Below are 18,082 nucleotides of genomic sequence, written 5' to 3' on the forward strand. Positions count from 1 at the left end.
CCATGGGCTCCTTCGATTTTTTCAAGGGCTTCGGCCTCACCTTCGGCAACATGTTCCGCAAGCCGGTCACGGAGTCGTACCCGGAGGAGAAGAAGGAGACGGCGCCGCGCTTCCACGGCCGTCACCAGCTCAACCGGCATCCGGACGGGCTGGAGAAGTGCGTCGGCTGCGAGCTGTGCGCGTGGGCCTGCCCGGCGGACGCGATCTACGTCGAGGGCGCCGACAACACCGACGAGGAGCGTTTCTCGCCGGGTGAGCGGTACGGCAAGGTCTACCAGATCAACTACCTGCGCTGCATCATGTGCGGGCTGTGCATCGAGGCGTGCCCGACCAGGGCGCTGACCATGACGAACGAGTACGAGCTCGCCGACGACAGCCGGAACGACCTGATCTTCACCAAGGAGCAGCTGCTCGCGCCGCTGCGGGAGGGGATGGAAGCAGCGCCCCACCCGATGTACCTCGGTGACAGCGAGACCGACTACTACCGCTGGGACCCGAACACACCGTTGCCCGCCTTCCAGGAGCTGGCGCGCGACGGCGGGTCCGGTTCGGAGCACTGATGACCCCGCACCTTCTCGCCGCGGCGGCGCCGATCACCAGCACCTCGGGTGGCGAGGCGCTGACCTTCTGGATCATCGCTCCGATCGCGGTACTCGGCGCCCTGGGCATGGTGCTCGCCAAGAACGCCGTGCACGGCGCCCTGCTGCTGGTCGCCAACCTGTTCTGCGTGGCGGTCTGTTATCTGCTGCAGGACGCGCCGTTCCTCGGCTTCGTGCAGATCGTGGTCTACACGGGCGCGATCATGGTCCTGTTCCTGTTCGTGCTGATGCTGATCGGCGTCGACTCCACCGAGTCCCTCGTCGAGACGTTGCGCGGGCAGCGGCTGGCGGCGGCCGTGCTCGGCCTCGGGTTCGCCGGCCTGCTGGTCTTCCCCCTCGGGAAGGTCATCAAGGGCCAGCCGGCCGCGGGCGTCGCGGACGTGAACAAGGCCGGCGGCGGCAACATCCACGCGATCGCCCGGCTGTTGTTCACCGACTACGTGTTCGCCTTCGAGGCGGTGTCCGCGCTGCTGGTCGTCGCGGCCGTGGGCRCGATGATCCTCAGCCACCGCGAGCGGACCGGGCCGAGGCCGTCGCAGCGGGAGACCTTGCGCCGGCGGATCGAGAGCGGCGCCGTGCTCACCCCGATGCCTGGCCCCGGCGTGTACGCGCGCACCGACTCGGTCGACCAGCTGCCGGCGCTGCCCGGCGGCTCGAGCGGCCTGGTCGGCGGCGCGCCGTCCGAGCTGGGGCCTGGTGACGGTGCGCCGGGTGGTCGTGGCGGCGATGACGACGCGGGCGGTGGCAACGACCCGTCCGGCCCGGTGGACGCCACGGGGCCGGGCGCGGCTGGAGGCGCGGCGCCGGTCGGCGCCGGGAAGGGGAGCGGGCTGTGAACCCGGGGAACTACCTGGTGCTGTCCGGGCTGCTGTTCGCGATCGGCGCGGTCGGGGTCCTGGTCAGGCGCAACGCGATCGTCGTGTTCATGTGCGTCGAGCTGATGCTCAACGCGGTGAACCTGTCGCTGGTCACCTTCTCCCGGATACAGGGCAACCTCGAGGGCCAGGTCATCGCGTTCTTCGTGATGGTGGTGGCCGCCGCCGAGGTGGTCATCGGGCTCGCGATCATTCTGACGATCTTCCGAACGCGCAAGTCGGCGTCGATCGACGACGTGAACCTGCTCAAGTACTAGAGGGCCAAAGCCCACAAGTGATCCGGACGAGGCCGACGCGGCCCCGCGCGACATGCGCGCGCGCTGCCGGCTAAGCGAAGAACGGACGAACTGCAGTGAAGCTGGAAGGCCTTGACGGCGCGACGCCGTCGCACCTCGGGACCGGTCCGCGATGACGCCGGCGGTTGCCGCGGGCGCCGAGGGAGGCGCCGTCCACTACGCCGCGGCCAGTGGCGCGTTCTCCCTGACGTGGCTGCTGATCGCGCTGCCGCTGGCCGGCGCCGCCGTGCTGCTGCTGGGCGGGAAGCGCACCGACCGGTTCGGCCACGTGCTCGGCACGCTCGCGGCGCTGGCGAGCTTCGTCGTCGGTCTGGTCATCTTCTTCACCCTGGTCGGCAGGGACGGCTCCGACCGTGCCGTCTCCCAGCACCTGTTCTCCTGGATCCCGGTCAACGGCTTCCAGGTCGACGCCGGCCTGCTCGTCGACCAGCTCTCGGTCGTCTTCGTCCTGCTGATCACCGGTGTGGGCACGCTGATCCACATCTACTCGATCGGCTACATGGCGCACGATCCCGGCCGGCGGAAGTTCTTCGCCTACATGAACCTGTTCCTCGCCTCCATGCTGCTGCTGGTGCTGGGGAACAACTTCCTGGCGCTCTACGCCGGYTGGGAGCTCGTCGGCCTCTCGAGCTTCCTGCTCATCAAGTTCTGGGAGTACAAGCCGGCCGCCGCCACCGCGGCGAACAAGGCCTTCTACATGAACCGCGTCGGCGACGTGGGCCTCGCGATCGCCATCATGTTCATGTTCGGCACGCTCGGCTCGACGAACTACGACCACGTCTTCACCGCGGCCGCCGGCGGCGCCATCGGCCAGGGCACCATCACCGCGATCGCGCTGCTGCTCCTGCTCGGCGCCTGCGGCAAGTCCGGCCAGTTCCCGCTGCAGGCCTGGCTCCCGGACGCCATGGAGGGCCCGACCCCGATCTCCGCGCTCATCCACGCGGCGACGATGGTCACCGCCGGCGTCTACCTGATCGCCCGGGCGGCGCCGGTCTTCAACGAGACGCAGGACGCCCRCACGGTCGTCGCCATCATCGGCGCCGTCACCATCCTCATCGGGTGCGTGATCGGCTGCGCTTACGACGACATCAAGAAGGTGCTCGCCTACTCGACGGTCAGCCAGATCGGCTACATGTTCCTGGCCGTCGGGCTCGGGCCGGCCGGCTACGCCCTGGGCATCGCCCACCTGCTCGCGCACGGCTTCTTCAAGGCGGGCCTGTTCCTCGGCTCCGGCTCGGTCATCCACGCGATGGACGACGAGCAGGACATGCGCAGGTACGGCGGCCTGTGGAAGTACATGAAGGTCACCTGGGTGACGTTCGGGCTCGGCTACCTGGCCATCATCGGCTGCCCGCCGTTCTCCGGGTTCTTCACCAAGGACAAGATCATCGAGACGGCGTTCGACAAGGGCGGGACGTCCGGCTACATCCTCGGGATCGTCGCGCTGCTCGGCGCCGGGATCACCGCCTTCTACATGACGCGGCTGTTCCTGATGACCTTCCACGGCAAGGCGCGCTGGGAGCACGAGGGCGAGGACGCCAAGCACCCGCACGAGTCGCCCGCCACGATGACCGGCCCGATGATCCTGCTGGCGGTCGGCTCCGTCGCCGCCGGCGGCCTGTTCATCCTCGGCGGCACCCTGCAGGACTGGCTGGCGCCCGTCGTCGGCGAGCACGGCGAGGCCGACCACGTGATCTCGCCGACGGTGCTCACGCTGCTCACCCTCGTCGTCGTCGCCGGCGGTCTCGCCGGCGCCGTCCTGCGCTACCAGCTGCGCCCGGTGGACGCGGTGGCGAAGCCCGACGCCGCGGTCAGCCCGCTGACCGTCGCCGCCCGCCACGACCTGTACGCGAACACCTTCAACGAGGCCGCGTTCATGATCCCGGGCAACTACCTGGTCCGCTTCCTGGTCTGGTTCGACAAGATCATCATCGATGGCCTGGTCGGCGGGACCGCGGCGGCCATCGGTGGCCTGTCCGGCCGGCTGCGGCGCACCCAGACCGGCTACGTCCGCACCTACGCACTATCGATGTTGGGAGGCACGATCCTCGTGGTCGGTGCCCTGCTGTTGGTGAGGGCGGGCTGACGTGCATACCGTTCCCTGGCTGACGATCCTGCTGGTCATCCCGGCCGCGGGCGCGATCCTGGTCGCGCTGCTGCCCAAGAGCGCGAGCCGGCTCGCGAAGCAGGCCACCCTGGTCCTCACGCTCGTCGAGCTGGTGCTCGCGATCCTGGCGACCATCGCCTACGAGCCCGACAAGGCCGGCTTCCAGTTCGCCCAGCGATACGACTGGATCAAGCAGTTCGGCGTGTCCTACTCGGTCGGCGCGGACGGCATCTCGATCGTGCTGATCCTGCTGGCCTCGGTCCTGATGCCGGTCGTGGTGCTGGCGTCCTGGCACGAGTCCGAGCAGGGCAAGCGCGGCGTCGGGGCGTTCTTCTCGCTGCTGCTCGCGCTGCAGGCCGGCATGGTCGGCGTCTTCGCGGCCACCGACGTGTTCCTGTTCTACGTCTTCTTCGAGGCGATCCTCATCCCGATGTACTTCATCATCGGGAGCTACGGGGCGCCGAAGGAGCAGACGCAGCGTTCGTACGCGGCGGTCAAGTTCCTGCTGTACAGCCTGTTCGGCGGCCTGCTGATGCTCGCGGCGGTCATCGGCCTCTACGTGGTCTCGGTGCACCAGCTCGGCCACGGCACGTTCGACTTCGCCGCGCTGCGCCAGATGCACATCGACGAGGGCACGCAGAAGTGGCTGTTCCTCGGCTTCTTCATCGCGTTCGCCATCAAGGCGCCGCTGTTCCCGTTCCACACCTGGCTGCCGGACGCGGGCGCCCAGTCGCCCACCGGCGGCGCGGTGCTGCTCGTCGGCGTGCTGGACAAGATCGGCACCTTCGGCCTGATCCGCTACTGCATCCCGCTGTTCCCGGACGCGGCCGACTACTTCGCCCCGCTGGTGCTCGCGCTCGCGGTGATCGGCATCTTCTACGGCGCGCTGCTCGCGATCGGGCAGCGTGACATGAAGCGGCTGGTCTCCTACACCTCGCTCGCGCACTTCGGCTTCATCGCGCTCGGCTGCTTCGCCTTCACCTCGCAGGCGGGCACCGGCGCGGTGCTCTACATGGTCAACCACGGCCTCTCCACCGGCCTGCTGTTCTTCGTGGTCGGCTTCCTGGTCGCCCGCCGCGGCAGCCGGGACATCGACGCCTACGGCGGCATGGCGAAGGTCACCCCGCTGMTCGCGGGCGTGTTCCTCATCGCCGGGCTCTCGTCACTGGCGCTGCCCGGCCTGAACAGCTTCGTCTCCGAGTTCCTGGTCCTGGTCGGCACGTTCACCGAGTACAAGGCGCTGGCGATCGTCGCGACCTGCGGCATCGTGCTGGCCGCCATCTACGTGCTGCACCTGTACAAGCGGACGATGACCGGGCCGATCGTGCACGAGGAGAACAAGCTCGTCGCCGACCTGTCCATGCGGGAGAAGCTGGTGGTCGCCCCGGTGGTCGCGCTCATCGTCGCGCTCGGCGTCTACCCGAAGCCTCTGATCGACATCATCCGCCCGAYGGTCACGGCCACGTTCACCGATGTCGGGCACCATGACCCGGCGCCGACTGTCCCGGTAGCCGGCGTGACCACCACCGGAGGCCACTCGTGAGCGCCGCTCCCGTCGTCCTCGCCGCGTCGTCGGCGACGACCGTCGCGCCCATCCAGACGCCGCACGTCGAGTACTCCTCGATCAGCCCGCTGCTGATCGTGCTCGGGCTCGCGTTCGCCGGCATTCTGGTCGAGGCGTTCGCGGCGTCGGCGGCCCGCCGGCGGATCCAGCCGGTGCTCGCCTTCCTGGGCTTCGCCGCGGCGTTCATCGCCGTCGTGGCGCTGCACTCCCGCCGGTCCACGCTGGTGTCCGGCGCGCTCGCCATCGACGGCCCGACGCTGTTCCTCGAGGGCACGATCCTGCTGTTCGGGCTGTTCGCGGTGCTGCTGGTCGCCGAGCGCCGGCTGGACTCCTCAGGCGGCGCCATCGTCGCCGCCGCGTCCGTCACGCCCGGCTCGGCCGGGTCGACCGCGATGCAGACCTCCAAGGAGGTCCAGACCGAGGCCTACCCGCTGCTGGCCTTCTCGGTCTCCGGAATGCTGATGTTCGTCGCGGCGAACAACCTGCTGGTGATGTTCGTCGCGCTGGAGATCCTCTCGCTGCCGCTCTACCTGCTGGCCGGGCTCGCCCGCCGCCGGCGGCTCCTCTCGCAGGAGGCGGCGCTGAAGTACTTCCTGCTCGGCGCGTTCTCGTCGGCGTTCTTCCTGTACGGCCTGGCGATGATCTACGGCTACGCCGGCACGGTGCGCCTCGGCGCCATCGCGGACGCCGCCGGCAACGCGAGCGGGAACGACACCTACCTCTACCTCGGGATGGGCCTGCTCGCCGTCGGCTTCTTCTTCAAGATCGGCGCGGCGCCGTTCCACTCCTGGACGCCGGACGTCTACCAGGGCTCGCCGACGCCGGTCACCGCCTTCATGGCCGCCGCCACCAAGGTCGCCGCGTTCGGCGGGCTGCTGCGGGTCTTCTACGTCGCCTTCGGCGGCCTGCGGTGGGACTGGCGGCCGGTGATCTGGGGCGTGGCGATCCTCACCATGGCCATCGGCGCCGTGYTGGCCCTGACCCAGCGCGACATCAAGCGGATGCTGGCCTACTCGGCCATCGCGCACGCCGGCTTCCTGCTCGTCGGCCTGGCGAGCGCGAACACCGACGGCCTGTCCGGCTCGATGTTCTACCTGGTGACCTATGGCTTCACGACGATCGCCGCGTTCGCCGTCGTCTCCCTGGTGCGCACCGGCGACGGCGAGGCCAGCGACCTGTCCCAGTGGCAGGGCCTCGGACGCACCTCGCCGTGGCTCGCGGGCATCTTCGCCTTCCTGCTGCTCGCGCTGGCGGGCATCCCGCTCACCAGCGGCTTCACCGGCAAGTTCGCGGTGTTCCAGTCGGCCATCGAGGGCGACGCCACCCCGCTGGTCGTCATCGCGCTGGTGTGCAGCGCGATCGCCGCGTTCTTCTACGTGCGGGTGATCGTGCTGATGTTCTTCTCCGACCCGCCCGTCGACGGCCCGGTCGTGGTCACCCGGCCCAGCCTCACCTACGCCACCGTGGGCGTCGGCGCGCTCGTCACACTGCTTCTCGGTGTGGCTCCGCAGCCTTTGTTGGACCTCGCGAGTCACGCGGCGGCCTCAGGCTTCGTACGCTGATGGCGGTATGAGCAGAACCGGGCTGGACACCATGGGGATCAGGGCGGACCCTGATCTCGAATCCGCCGTGCGAGCGGGCCTCACGGACGTCGAGCGACTGCTGCGCGACGCGGTCCGCAGTGAGTTCACGTTCGTCACGGAAGCGTCGCGACATCTCACCGACGCGGGCGGGAAACGCTTCCGCCCGATGGTGGTGCTGCTCGCGGCGCAGTTCGCCGACCCGGCCGCGCCGGAGGTGATCCAGGCCGCGGCCGCCATCGAGCTGACCCACCTGTCGACGCTGTACCACGACGACGTGATGGACGAGGCCCCGCTCCGACGCGGGGCCGCGTCCGCCAACGCCCGGTGGACGAACACGGTGGCGATCCTCGTCGGGGACTACCTGTTCGCCCGCGCCTCGGAGATCACCGCGGATCTCGGCCCGGAGGCGACGAGGATCCTCGCCCAGACGATCGCGACGCTGTGCGAGGGCCAGATCCGCGAGACCGTCGGGCCGATGCCGGACGACGACCCCGTCGAGCACTACCTTCGGGTCGTCACCGGCAAGACCGCGTCGCTGATCGCCGCGTCCGGCCGCCTCGGCGCGATGATGGCCGGTGCCGACCCGGTGACGGCCGACATCCTCGCCACCTTCGGGGAGCGCATCGGCGTCGGCTTCCAGCTCTCCGACGACATCATCGACGTCGCCTCGGAGACCGCGGCCTCCGGCAAGACTCCCGGCACCGATCTGCGGGCCGGCGTCCGCACGCTGCCGATGCTGTACGCCCTGCGCGGCCAGGACGCGGGCGCGGACCGGCTGCGCGAGCTGCTGGCCGCGGGCTTCGCCTCCGACGCGGCGCTCGGCGAGGCGATCGAGATCCTGCGCTCCCACCCCGGGATGGACGAGGCCCGGGCCCAGCTGAACTCGTGGGCGTCAAGCGCGCGCGACTGCCTGGCTCCGCTCCCGGAGGGTTCGGCCAAGACCGCCCTCGAGAGCCTCGCCGACTTCGTCGTCGCCCGTACGGGTTGACGCCCGACCGGGGCTGGCATGAGAACGGCCCCGTACCCGCCGAGGCGGGTACGGGGCCGTTCTTTTTTCTGGAACCTGCCAGGCCTAGGAGTACCAGCCGATCGTCGCCTTGGTGAACCAGTCGGCGTTCTCGAGCGGGTCGGGGTCGGGCTCGGGATCGGGGTCCGTCACCGTGATCGGGTCCGCGGGGGCGGACGTCGTCGAGGCGGTCGCGTCGGAAGGGGTCCCTGAGCCGGTCGCGGTCGGGTCGGCCGCCGCGGCCTGCTCGCTGGCCGGGGGGGCCTGGTCCGTCCCCTGCGGCTGCGCCGTGTCACCCGGCGCCGCCGCGGTCGGGTCGGCGCTGGGGTCCGCGGTGGCGTCCGGCGGGGGAGTCGTCGCCTCGCCCTGCTCCGGCGTGTCCGTGGGCGCCGGGGGCGGCGTGGTGGTGTCGGTCCCCGGCAGGTCGCCGATCCCGAACCAGTTGAACACCGGGCTGCCGGTCGCCGGCTGGTCCGCCGCGGCGGCCGGGGCACCGGTCGTCGGGTCGGCCGCGGACCCGTCCCGCGGGGCGAGCGGAATGACCGGGATCTCGCCGCCGCTGAGGCCGTTCGTCGGGTACGGGGAATCCACCGAGCTGTCGACGGAGGGGGCGTACGCCGGGGCGTAGGAGTCGACCAGAGGGTTGTACGCGCCCGCGGCGTCGACGAGGCCGCCACCGTCGTCCGACGGCTGCTGCCCGCCGGAGCCCGGCTGGCGGGGCACCAGAGGCACCACCGGGACCTGGGGAGTCAGACCAGGCGTGATCGGCGACGAGGCGCTCGCCGCCGACGTGTCCGCGTCGGATCCCGAGGTCTGGACGGCTGGGAACTGGCCCGCCGCCGTTCCGGCGCCGGGCCCGGGCGGAATGATCAGCGGGCCGGTGTCCGTGGCGAGCACCGCGCTGCCGACGAGCGCGGAAAGGCCGGCGAGCGAGGCCGTGCTGGCGATGGCGAGCTTCGCCCTGGCGCTGCCAGGCCGTCCGAGGGGCGCCCGGTGCGCTCCCGGCGCCCGCTGCCCTCCCTCGGGCTTCTCACCCCTGGCCCGGGTACCGCCACCGCCCGGCGAGGCCCGCCTGCCGGTGGAACGCGCCTCACGGCCGGCTCCGGTGGCGAGGCCACCGGTGTCGATGCCCCGTGACGAGAAGGCGGCGGGAGTGGCGGCGACGAACGTCGTGCCCATCGGAACGATCGGGACGCCGTACAACGGCTCGTCCTCGAGGACCGTGTAGTCGGCGTCGTCCGTGTAGTCGGTGTCGTCCACGTATGCGTACGGGCCGTCGACGGCGTCACCGCCGCCGTCGTCCGGGTAGCCGTAGGCCTCCGGGTAGCCGTCGCCGCGCGAATAGTCGAGGTGGCCCTGGCCAGCGGAGTCCGCGTGGCCCGAGTAGCCCTCGTAGCCGTACCCGTAGCCGCCGCCCTGCCGTTCGGCGGCGCGGTCCCGGCGCGCGGAGGCGCTCAGGGAGATCGGACCGGTCACCGTGTCGAGCTCGCCGGGCGGCAGCACCGGTGGGCGCGCCGGAGGCGGTGCCAAGAAGGCCGGCGGAGGGGCGAAGGCCCGGCCGCGGGTATACGGCCAGCCCGAGGGTTCTTCGGCCGGTGGGGCGTCCTGGGTATCGGTCCAGCCCTGCTGGCCGGCCACGTAGCTAACCACGTCGCGCTCCAGCGGGCGTCAGCGCGTCGACCAGCACCAGTTGGCGCCCGACCGCGTTCCCGTGGTGACGGAAGTAGTGCCTGTGCCAGTCACGACTGTGCCTGTTACGGCGATGCACGGAGCCTCCGGCTTTGGTTCGGTGTGGACCCCCCCGGGCGACACCGCACGCACCCCCACGCGCACTCACACAGTATCGGACATCCGTCACGTTCGCGCACCGGGGTATCGCCATCGGCGACCAGCCCGATACACAACTGACGCCCAATGAACGGTGAGTGGACGTCAGGCCCCCGGGACCGGGAACGGAGCCGGTGGCGCTGGCGGCCAGTTGCCGCGCGCCGCCGGCGTCACGGTCGCCGTCGGAGCGGCGCCCTCCGCCGGAGCGGGTGGCTTCCCGACACTGGGCGTCGCGCCCGCGGCAAGCGGGAGGACGGGGGCGCCGACGGCCTGGCCGAAGGCGCCACCCGGCGGGAGGGGCCGGACCGCCGAAGGGCTCGGCGCGCCGGTGGCGCCGCGCTGGGTCAGGGGGATCACCGGGAAGGGGTAGGTCTTCGTCGCGCGCGGCTGCGCGGTGCCAGGAGCCAGCGCACCGGCCGCCAGCGTGTCCTTGCCGCCCTGATCGTCGCCGGTCGAGGCCAGCCGCAACGAGAGGGTTCCCGCGATCGCGGCGGCGACAAGGCAGCAGACCACGAGCAGCACGGCCCGGCGGCGACGCCGCCTGGCCCGGCGGCCGCCGGATCTGGCCGACCTGACGGCGGCGGCCTTGGCCGGCTCGCCGTTCGCCGCCGCGGGCTGCTCCGCCGCCGTCCCGCTGGCCGGCGAGTCGTCCCCCGCGGGATCGTCGGCCGGCGAGTCGTCGCCCGCCGGGTGATAGGGCGGCGAGCCGTAGGGCGAGTCGTAGGGCGACGAGCCGTCAGTCCAGGTCCCCGCCGGGAAGGCCGTCGTGACCTCCGGAGCCGCGGCCGCCGTCGCTGGCCACGGATCGCCCGCCTCCGCCGGCCACGCCGGATAGGGCCACGGCGCGCCGGGCGGCGCCGGGTCCGGCGGCATCAGGTCAGGCCGGGTCAGGTCCGGCGCGGTGGGAGCCGGCGACAGGCGGCTGTCGGACCAGGCGGGCGCCGCCGGCATGATCGGGATGGCGCTGGTGTCCGTAGCCGCGAACCCGCCGCCGCCGAAGTCGGTCGGCGGCGGCGCGTAGTAGATCGGAAACGCGCCTGTCTGCGTCGCGGGATCCGCCGCGCCCGGGAACGGTGTCCCTCCCGTGACTCCGGGCGGCTGCTGGTAGATCGTTCGCTGGTAGGCGTAGAACTCGAGCTGGTAGCCGGCGACCTGGTGAGGCTGCCCCGGGTCCGGCTGGCCGGTGTAGGGCGGGCTCTGCCCGTACGGGCTCTGCCCGTACGCGTCCTGCCMGTAGGCGCCCGGAGCGAACTGGTCCTGGTAGGGCCCGGAGGGCTGGGAGGGTGGCCCGGCGAACGCGCCGGTCGGGTACTGGTGCGACGTGTGCGGCGGCCCCTGCTCGTGGGGCGGGCCGATCGGGATCGTGCCGGTGCCGGTGCCGGTGCCGGTGCCGGTGTCAATGTCGGTGTCGGCGGGAGCGAACCAGCTTCCCGGACCGGGCGGTGCCGCCCCCTGGTCGGGCTGGTCGTACCCCCACTGGCCATAGGGCGCCGGCGGAGGGATGCCGTAGTCGGCGGAGGTGTCGGCGGGCACCGACGCCTGGCCCTGGCCGGGGGCGGGATACGTCCAGGTGTCGCCGTGCTGCGGCCAGCCTGACCGCTCCGGGGGAGCCGACGGCCAGGGCTCGGGCTGCTCGAGCCAGGGCGAGGGCACCGGCTCGTGACGGGCGGCGTCATCGGCGGGCGCGGCCGGGTACGGCGGTGACGGGTGGCCTGCCTGGCTGTATGCCTGCCCCCGATAGGCGGGCGGCGGCGGGGGAGAGACGTCGTCGACCGGGTCGCGGTACGGCGTCTGCATGTACAGCGGGCCCAGCGGGATGGCGCTCGTCTCGCTGGGGAGGAAGCCGCCGCCGAAGTCGGTGGGCGGGGGCTGGTACGAGAACGTGAACTCACCGGTCCGCGGCCACGGAGAGACGTCGTCCGGGACGGGCGCGGCGCCGTCCGGGCCGGCGGCTGTGCCCCAGCCGTCGGCTTCGCCGCCAGACCGGGCCGGGTTGCCATCCATCGCCGGTAGCGCCTCCGCGTCCCTGGGCCGGTCGTACCGCCGTTCGCGAATGGAACGGACCTGTCACTGACCATAGTTCCACCGGAGACCCGCGACTCTCCCGCGGCGGGTGAGTTGCGCACAGAGTTCGTGGCCTGACCGTTGCCGGACGAGTCGGTAGAACCCGAGACGACGATGGCCGGGGCGGCTGGTGTGCCGCCCCGGCCATCGGGAGATCGCTGTCCAGCGACCGGGGCCGACTCCGTCGACGTCGGTCAGCCTGGGATCAGGAGATCGTCCAGGTCTCCTTGCCCGCGACCAGGGACATCAGGTTGCCGTCACCCTGGCGCTGCTTCGCCCGATTGATCTGGGCGTTGAGCTCCTCGTCGTAGCTGGGCACGTCGACGTCGCGGAAGACGCCGATCGGGGTGACACCGTGGGTGTCACCGGTCAGCCGGGACAGGGCGAACTGCTGGCTCGGGTCGACGGCGTGCGCGTCGTGGATGAGCACGCCCGCGTCGCCGGCGGCGCCGACCTCCAGGCCCCCGTCGGCACCCCGACGGATYGCCTTGCTTCCGTCGGCCCCGAAGGCGAGCGGCTGGCCGTGCTCCAGGCGCAGCGTCACGTCGTCGCGGGTGTCCCGGTCCTTCATGGTCTCGAAGGCGCCGTCGTTGAAGATGTTGCAGTTCTGGAAGATCTCCACGAAGGCCGCGCCGGGGTGCTCCGCGGCCGCCCGCAGCACCGAGGTGAGGTGCTGGCGGTCCGAGTCGATGGAGCGGGCGACGAAGGTCGCCTCCGCGCCGAGCGTCAGCGACGTCGGGTTGTACGGCCGGTCCAGCGAGCCGTGCGGCGTCGACTTCGTGATCTTCCCGATCTCGGAGGTCGGGGAGTACTGGCCCTTGGTCAGGCCGTAGATCCGGTTGTTGAACATCAGGATCTTGATGTTCACGTTCCGGCGCAGCGCGTGCAGCAGGTGGTTCCCGCCGATCGACAGCGAGTCGCCGTCGCCGGTGATGACCCACACCGACAGGTCGGGCCGCGAGGTGGCGAGGCCCGTCGCGATCGCCGGCGCGCGGCCGTGGATCGAGTGCATGCCGTAGGTCTGCAGGTAGTACGGGAAGCGCGACGAGCAGCCGATGCCCGAGATGAAGACGATGTTCTCGCGAGCTACCCCCAGCTCCGGCAGGAAGCCCTGCACGGTCGAGAGGATGGCGTAGTCACCGCAGCCGGGGCACCAGCGGACCTCCTGGTCCGAGGCGAAGTCCTTGCGGGTCTGCTTGCCCGGGGCAGCCGGGACCAGGTCGAGCAGCCGGTTGGTTACCCGGTCACCGCCGACCTTGCCGTTGGTGGTGATGGTCACTGGTTGATCACATCCTCCAGAACGCCCGCGAGCTCCGCCGCCTTGAACGGGAGGCCTCGGACCTGGTTGTAGCCGATCGCGTCGACCAGGAACTCGGCCCGGACCAGGGTGCGCAGCTGACCGAGGTTCATCTCAGGCACCAGCACCCGGTCGTAGGACCGCAGCACCTCGCCGGTGTTGGCGGGGAAGGGGTTGAGGTGGCGCAGGTGCGCCTGGGCCACCTGCAGGCCCTTGGCGCGTACCCGGCGGACGGCCGCGGCGATCGGGCCGTACGTCGAGCCCCAGCCGAGCACGAGCACGCGGGCCGAGCCGGACGCGTCGTCGACCTCCAGCGGCGGGATGTCGGCGGCGATGCCGTCGATCTTCGCCTGGCGGAGCCGGACCATCTGGTCGTGGTTGTTCGCGTCGTACGAGATCGTGCCCGAGCCGTCCGCCTTCTCCAGGCCGCCGATCCGATGCTCGAGACCCGGCGTGCCCGGCACCGCCCACGGGCGGGCCAGCGTCTGCGGGTCACGCAGGTACGGCCAGAAGTCGCCGTCGTGGTTCGGCTCGGTCGTGAGCTGGATCGGGATCTCCGGCAGCTGGTCCCTGGTCGGCAGGAGCCACGGCTCGGAGCCGTTGGCCAGGTAGCCGTCGGAAAGGATGAACACCGGGGTGCGGTACTTGGTCGCGATCCGGGCCGCCTCGATCGCGGCGTCGAAGCAGTCCGACGGCGACCGCGGGGCGATGATCGGCACCGGCGCCTCGCCGTTACGGCCGAACATCGCCTGCATCAGGTCGGACTGCTCCGTCTTGGTCGGCAGACCCGTGGAGGGGCCGCCGCGCTGGATGTCGACGATCACCAGCGGGAGCTCGAGGCTGACGGCGAGGCCGATCGTCTCGCTCTTGAGCGCCACACCCGGGCCGGACGTGGTGGTCACGCCGAGCGAGCCGCCGAACGAGGCGCCGAGCGCCGCGCCGATGCCGGCGATCTCGTCCTCCGCCTGGAAGGTGCGGACGCCGAACTGCTTGTGCTTCGACAGCTCGTGCAGGATGTCGGACGCCGGGGTGATCGGGTAGCTGCCGAGAAACACCGGCAGGCCGGTGAGCTCACCGGCGGCGACCAGGCCGTAGGACAGAGCCAGGTTGCCGGAGACGCGGCGGTAGGTGCCCGCCTTCATCCGGGCCGGCGCTACCTCGTAGGTAACCGAGAAGGACTCAGTCGTCTCGCCGTAGTTGAAGCCGGCGCGGAAGGCCGCGACGTTCGCCTCGGCGATCTCCGGGCGCTTCGCGAACTTCTGCCGGAGAAACTCCTCGGTGCCCGTGGTCGGCCGGTGGTACAGCCAGCTCATCAGGCCCAGGGCGAACATGTTCTTCGCCCGCTCGGCTTCCTTCTTGTTCACCGCGCCGGCGACGCCCTCGGCGGCGTTCACCGCGTTGATGGTCATCGAGGTCAGCGGGACCTTGTGGACGCGGTACTTGTCCACCGTGCCATCGGTCAGCGGGTCCGCCGCGTAGCCCGCCTTCTTCAGGTTTCCACCTGTGAAGGCGTCGGTGTTCACAATGAGGTCGGCACCCGCCGGGAGGTCTTTCAGATAGGCCTTCAAAGCGGCCGGGTTCATCGCCACCAGGACATCCGGCGCGTCGCCGGGCGTCAGGATGTCGTGGTCGGAGAAATGCAGCTGGAAACCGGACACACCGGCCGGGCTACCGGCTGGGGCGCGGATCTCGGCGGGAAAGTCAGGGAGCGTCGACAGGTCGTTTCCGAATGTCGCCGTCTCGCTCGTGAACTGCTCGCCGGTGAGCTGCATGCCATCGCCGGAGTCGCCGGCGAACCGCACGRCGACCCGGTCGAGCCGGCGGGTCTCCCGCTCCCGGGCCTGCTCGCGGACCTGCTCAGACACCTTCAGTAACCTCCTCAGGTACGGGCCCAGCCTACCTGTCGGCCTATTTGGGCGCGCGCATAGCGGCGCCTGTGCCGCCAGGGGGCGAGCCGTCCAGCAGGTCGAGGTGGCACCAGCTCGTCCGTAGTCCTATCACGCTCCGTGTTGGAGACATCTCTGCCTGTCGTGTTGCTTGCGGGTTGCCGGGCGGTAGCGGCGTCCCGGCTGGTAGCCGGGTTGGCCAAGCTGGCATCCCTACCGGCGAAATTGCGCACGTCGGCTCCTTGATTGCCGCCGATGTCGGGTATTTGTCACCGGTCGACTCTCCTCGGCCACTTCCGACACTGCCGGGGAGAACGCCATTCCGACGGGTCGCTACGCGCTTCATCCGATGACTTCGCCCACAGTGTGTGATTCGTCTCGCTTCTGGCTGGCGGTGCCGAGGCGCTGACCCCCATGCCGCTGGTGGCGGTCCGGGTGGCCGAAAGGCGCGGCCTCACCCGGGCAGGGTGATGACGCATCGCCGGACGACAACGTCCCCCGTCCGATCGACCGCCACCCGTTCGGCGCTTGGCCGGGCACGACCCGGCTTTGGCGCTGCCGGCGCGCCAGCCACGGCGCCATTGGTGCCACGCACGCTGGCGCTGTGCCCGGCCTCGCCGTATCCCTATCCCGAACAAGCGCGGACGGGCGGCGGAGAATCGGCGGGTGGACGCGGACATCTCCGACTCGGCTGGCCCGGCTCCCGTCGGTCCGGGCGTGGCCGGCCGGACCGGAGGCGGTTCCCTGGACGTCGGGTTCGTCGGCTTCGGCCGCGCGGGCGCGGCGTTCGCCGTCGCGCTGGCCAGCGCGGGGCATCGCCTTGTCGGGGTGAACACGCGCTCGAGCGCGTCGGCCGACCGCGCCCGACGCTGCCTTCCCGGCGCGCGGCCGCTGGCCGCGGCGGAGCTCGCCGCCCGCGTCGACGTTCTGGTGCTCGCGGTCTCCGATGACGCGATCGCGCCGGTCGCCGCCGAACTCGCCGCCGCCGCCGAGCCGGCGGGCCCGCGGGTAGGCGGCGTCGTCGTTCACCTGAGCGGACGGCATGGGCTCGCCCCGCTCGCCCCGGTCGCGGCCCGCGGCGCCGCCCGCGCGGCGGTCCACCCGATCATGAGCCTGGCCGGCCTCGACCCGGCCGCGGACGCCGCTCATCTGCGCTCCACCACCTTCGGCGTCACCGCCGACCCGGCGGCCACACCCATCGCCCGCCGGCTGGTCGCGGACGTGGGCGGCCGGTTCGTCGAGGTGGCGGACGAGGCGCGCACCCTCTACCACGCGGCGATCGTGTTCGGAGCGAACTACCTGGCGGCGCTCGCCGGCGCGAGCGCCGACCTGCTGGCCGCGGCGGGTGTGACCGACGCGCGCGCGGCGCTCGCACCGCTGCTGCGGGTGTCGCTCGACAACGCGCTGCGCGACGGCGATGCCGCCACCACCGGACCGGTGCGCCGCGGCGACGCCGGTACGGTCGCCGCCCACCTGGAGGCGCTGCGGGCGGCGGACCCCGCCGTCGTCCCCGCCTACCGCGCGCTCTCCCGTCTCGCGGCCGGGCGACTGGAGGCCGCGGGCCTGCTCTCTACTCGCGCGGCCACGAGCCTCCATGCCACGCTCGAAGCCTCCGGCCCGTCGGACTCCGCTGACCCTCCGACGACTGACCGTCCGACGACTGACCGTCCGACGACTGACCGTCCGACGACTGACCGTCCGACGACTGACCGTCCGTTTCCTGATGCCTCCGACGTCTGACCTCAGACGTCTCGAACGCCTCCGGCGAACCGTGACCCGAGCCGGACGGAGGGTTCAGAGCCGTGCTGCCCGGGGATGGTCGGGGCACCAAGGCCGCTGGTCGACCCGCGGAGACGGCCACGCAAGCCGGGCGTTGCCGACGTTACGGACCTGGATGGGAACGCCTCGCGACACCTCTGGCGTTGAGCTGGGTGCAACCTTCTAATACGACAGGACAACGGGACGCCATGTCTCACCTCAACGGTCTCAAGACCGCGTTGCTGCTCGGARTGCTGTCGGCCGCGATCCTGGCGGTGGGATCCATCTTCGGCCGGAACGGGCTGATCATCGCGCTCGTCCTCGCGGTCCTGATGAACGGTTTCTCGTACTTCTATTCGGACAAGCTCGCGTTGCGCGCGATGCGGTCGTATCCGGTGAGCCAGGTCGAGCAACCACGCCTCTACGCCATCGTCCGTGATCTCGCGACGCGCGCTCGTATGCCGATGCCGCGCCTGTACCTGAGCCCCACCAGCGCACCCAACGCCTTCGCCACCGGCCGCAACCCGAAGAACGCGGCGGTGTGCTGCACCGAGGGGATCATGGAGCTGATGGACGACCGCGAGCTGCGCGGCGTCCTCGGCCACGAGCTCAGCCACGTCTACAACCGGGACATCCTCATCGCCTCGGTCGCCGGCGCGCTCGCCAGCGTGATCGTCTACCTCGCCAACTTCGCCCAGTTCGCGGCGATCTTCGGCGGCGGGCGCAACGAGGACGGCCCCGGCATGTTCGAGCTGCTGCTCCTGATCATTCTCGGCCCCGTCGCCGCGACGATCATCCAGCTGGCCATCAGCCGCGCCAGGGAGTACAAGGCCGACGAGTCCGGCGCGACGCTGACCGGCGACCCACTCGGCCTCGCGAGCGCCCTGCGCAAGCTGGAGGCCGGCACCGCCGCCCGCCCGCTCGCCCAGAGCTCCCGCCTGGCTCCGGTCTCCTCGCTGATGATCGCTAACCCGTTCCGGGCCGGCGGGGTCGTCCAGCTCTTCTCCACCCATCCCCCGATGGACCAGCGCATCGCCCGCCTCGAAGAGATGGCCCGGCTGAACCCTTACCGCTGATTTCGCCGGTCGTCTGGTCGTCCGGCCGGTGCCGGTGCCGTGCGGTGCCGCGGTGCGTCGGCGCGGGTCGTGGCCCGCACCCGCACCCGCACCCGCACCCGCACCCGTCCGCGTCGGCGCCGCGGCGTCGCCGCTTGACGGAAG

At 71.3% G+C, this 18,082-nt stretch carries 13 protein-coding genes; 9 read left to right on the plus strand and 4 right to left on the minus strand.

Annotated elements, in window-relative coordinates:
• Positions 1–2 precede the first annotated feature (2 nt).
• The 7 genes from nuoI (at position 3) to BL253_RS15765 (ending at position 8,012) form a co-directional block, all read left to right on the plus strand.
• Positions 3–560 (plus strand): NADH-quinone oxidoreductase subunit NuoI, encoded by a 558-nt coding sequence (gene nuoI, locus BL253_RS15735; protein WP_007514766.1) that lies wholly within the window; start codon positions 3–5, stop codon positions 558–560.
• On the plus strand, positions 560–1,435 hold the full coding sequence (locus tag BL253_RS15740) for an NADH-quinone oxidoreductase subunit J (protein ID WP_076817632.1): 876 nt from the start codon (positions 560–562) through the stop codon (positions 1,433–1,435). Before nuoI ends, BL253_RS15740 begins: the two co-directional genes overlap by 1 nt.
• Positions 1,432–1,731 carry an NADH-quinone oxidoreductase subunit NuoK gene (nuoK, locus tag BL253_RS15745; RefSeq protein ID WP_076817633.1) on the plus strand — a complete coding sequence of 100 codons (300 nt, stop codon included), beginning with the start codon at positions 1,432–1,434 and terminating at the stop codon, positions 1,729–1,731. The genes BL253_RS15740 and nuoK overlap by 4 nt, the downstream gene beginning before the upstream one ends.
• 151 nt (positions 1,732–1,882) lie before the next feature.
• Positions 1,883–3,856, plus strand: coding sequence for an NADH-quinone oxidoreductase subunit L (nuoL, locus tag BL253_RS15750; RefSeq protein ID WP_076817635.1), 1,974 nt, complete (start codon positions 1,883–1,885; stop codon positions 3,854–3,856).
• A 1-nt stretch (position 3,857) separates the two neighbouring features.
• The gene (locus BL253_RS15755) at positions 3,858–5,420 is read left to right on the plus strand and encodes an NADH-quinone oxidoreductase subunit M (protein WP_076817637.1); all 1,563 of its coding nucleotides are present in this window, start codon (positions 3,858–3,860) and stop codon (positions 5,418–5,420) included.
• Positions 5,417–7,003 (plus strand): NADH-quinone oxidoreductase subunit NuoN, encoded by a 1,587-nt coding sequence (gene nuoN / locus BL253_RS15760; protein ID WP_076817639.1) that lies wholly within the window; start codon positions 5,417–5,419, stop codon positions 7,001–7,003. The genes BL253_RS15755 and nuoN overlap by 4 nt, the downstream gene beginning before the upstream one ends.
• A gap of 7 nt (positions 7,004–7,010) precedes the next feature.
• Positions 7,011–8,012 carry a polyprenyl synthetase family protein gene (locus BL253_RS15765; RefSeq protein ID WP_076817641.1) on the plus strand — a complete coding sequence of 334 codons (1,002 nt, stop codon included), beginning with the start codon at positions 7,011–7,013 and terminating at the stop codon, positions 8,010–8,012.
• 84 nt (positions 8,013–8,096) lie between these two features.
• On the opposite strand, the gene BL253_RS15770 is transcribed toward BL253_RS15765, so the two are convergent.
• From BL253_RS15770 to BL253_RS15785, 4 genes are all read right to left on the minus strand, one after another.
• The gene (locus BL253_RS15770; protein ID WP_131831499.1) at positions 8,097–9,680 is read right to left on the minus strand and encodes a hypothetical protein; all 1,584 of its coding nucleotides are present in this window, start codon (positions 9,678–9,680) and stop codon (positions 8,097–8,099) included.
• A 282-nt stretch (positions 9,681–9,962) separates the two neighbouring features.
• Positions 9,963–11,861, minus strand: a complete 1,899-nt coding sequence (locus tag BL253_RS15775; RefSeq protein ID WP_076817644.1) for a hypothetical protein — start codon at positions 11,859–11,861, stop codon at positions 9,963–9,965.
• A 265-nt stretch (positions 11,862–12,126) separates the two neighbouring features.
• Positions 12,127–13,200, minus strand: coding sequence for a 2-oxoacid:ferredoxin oxidoreductase subunit beta (locus tag BL253_RS15780; RefSeq protein ID WP_076817646.1), 1,074 nt, complete (start codon positions 13,198–13,200; stop codon positions 12,127–12,129).
• On the minus strand, positions 13,197–15,083 hold the full coding sequence (locus BL253_RS15785; protein WP_076817648.1) for a 2-oxoacid:acceptor oxidoreductase subunit alpha: 1,887 nt from the start codon (positions 15,081–15,083) through the stop codon (positions 13,197–13,199). Before BL253_RS15785 ends, BL253_RS15780 begins: the two co-directional genes overlap by 4 nt.
• Before the next feature lie 687 nt (positions 15,084–15,770).
• Here BL253_RS15785 and BL253_RS15790 point away from each other — a divergent pair.
• Together BL253_RS15790 and htpX are read left to right on the plus strand one after the other, a co-directional pair.
• Positions 15,771–16,844, plus strand: a complete 1,074-nt coding sequence (locus tag BL253_RS15790) for a Rossmann-like and DUF2520 domain-containing protein (RefSeq protein ID WP_081438353.1) — start codon at positions 15,771–15,773, stop codon at positions 16,842–16,844.
• 227 nt (positions 16,845–17,071) lie between these two features.
• Positions 17,072–17,938: a zinc metalloprotease HtpX gene (htpX, locus tag BL253_RS15795; RefSeq protein WP_076817649.1), complete on the plus strand. Its 867-nt coding sequence runs from the start codon at positions 17,072–17,074 to the stop codon at positions 17,936–17,938.
• The last annotated feature ends 144 nt before the right edge of the window (positions 17,939–18,082 follow it).

Source organism: Pseudofrankia asymbiotica, assembly GCF_001983105.1.
Classification (GTDB): domain Bacteria; phylum Actinomycetota; class Actinomycetes; order Frankiales; family Frankiaceae; genus Pseudofrankia; species Pseudofrankia asymbiotica.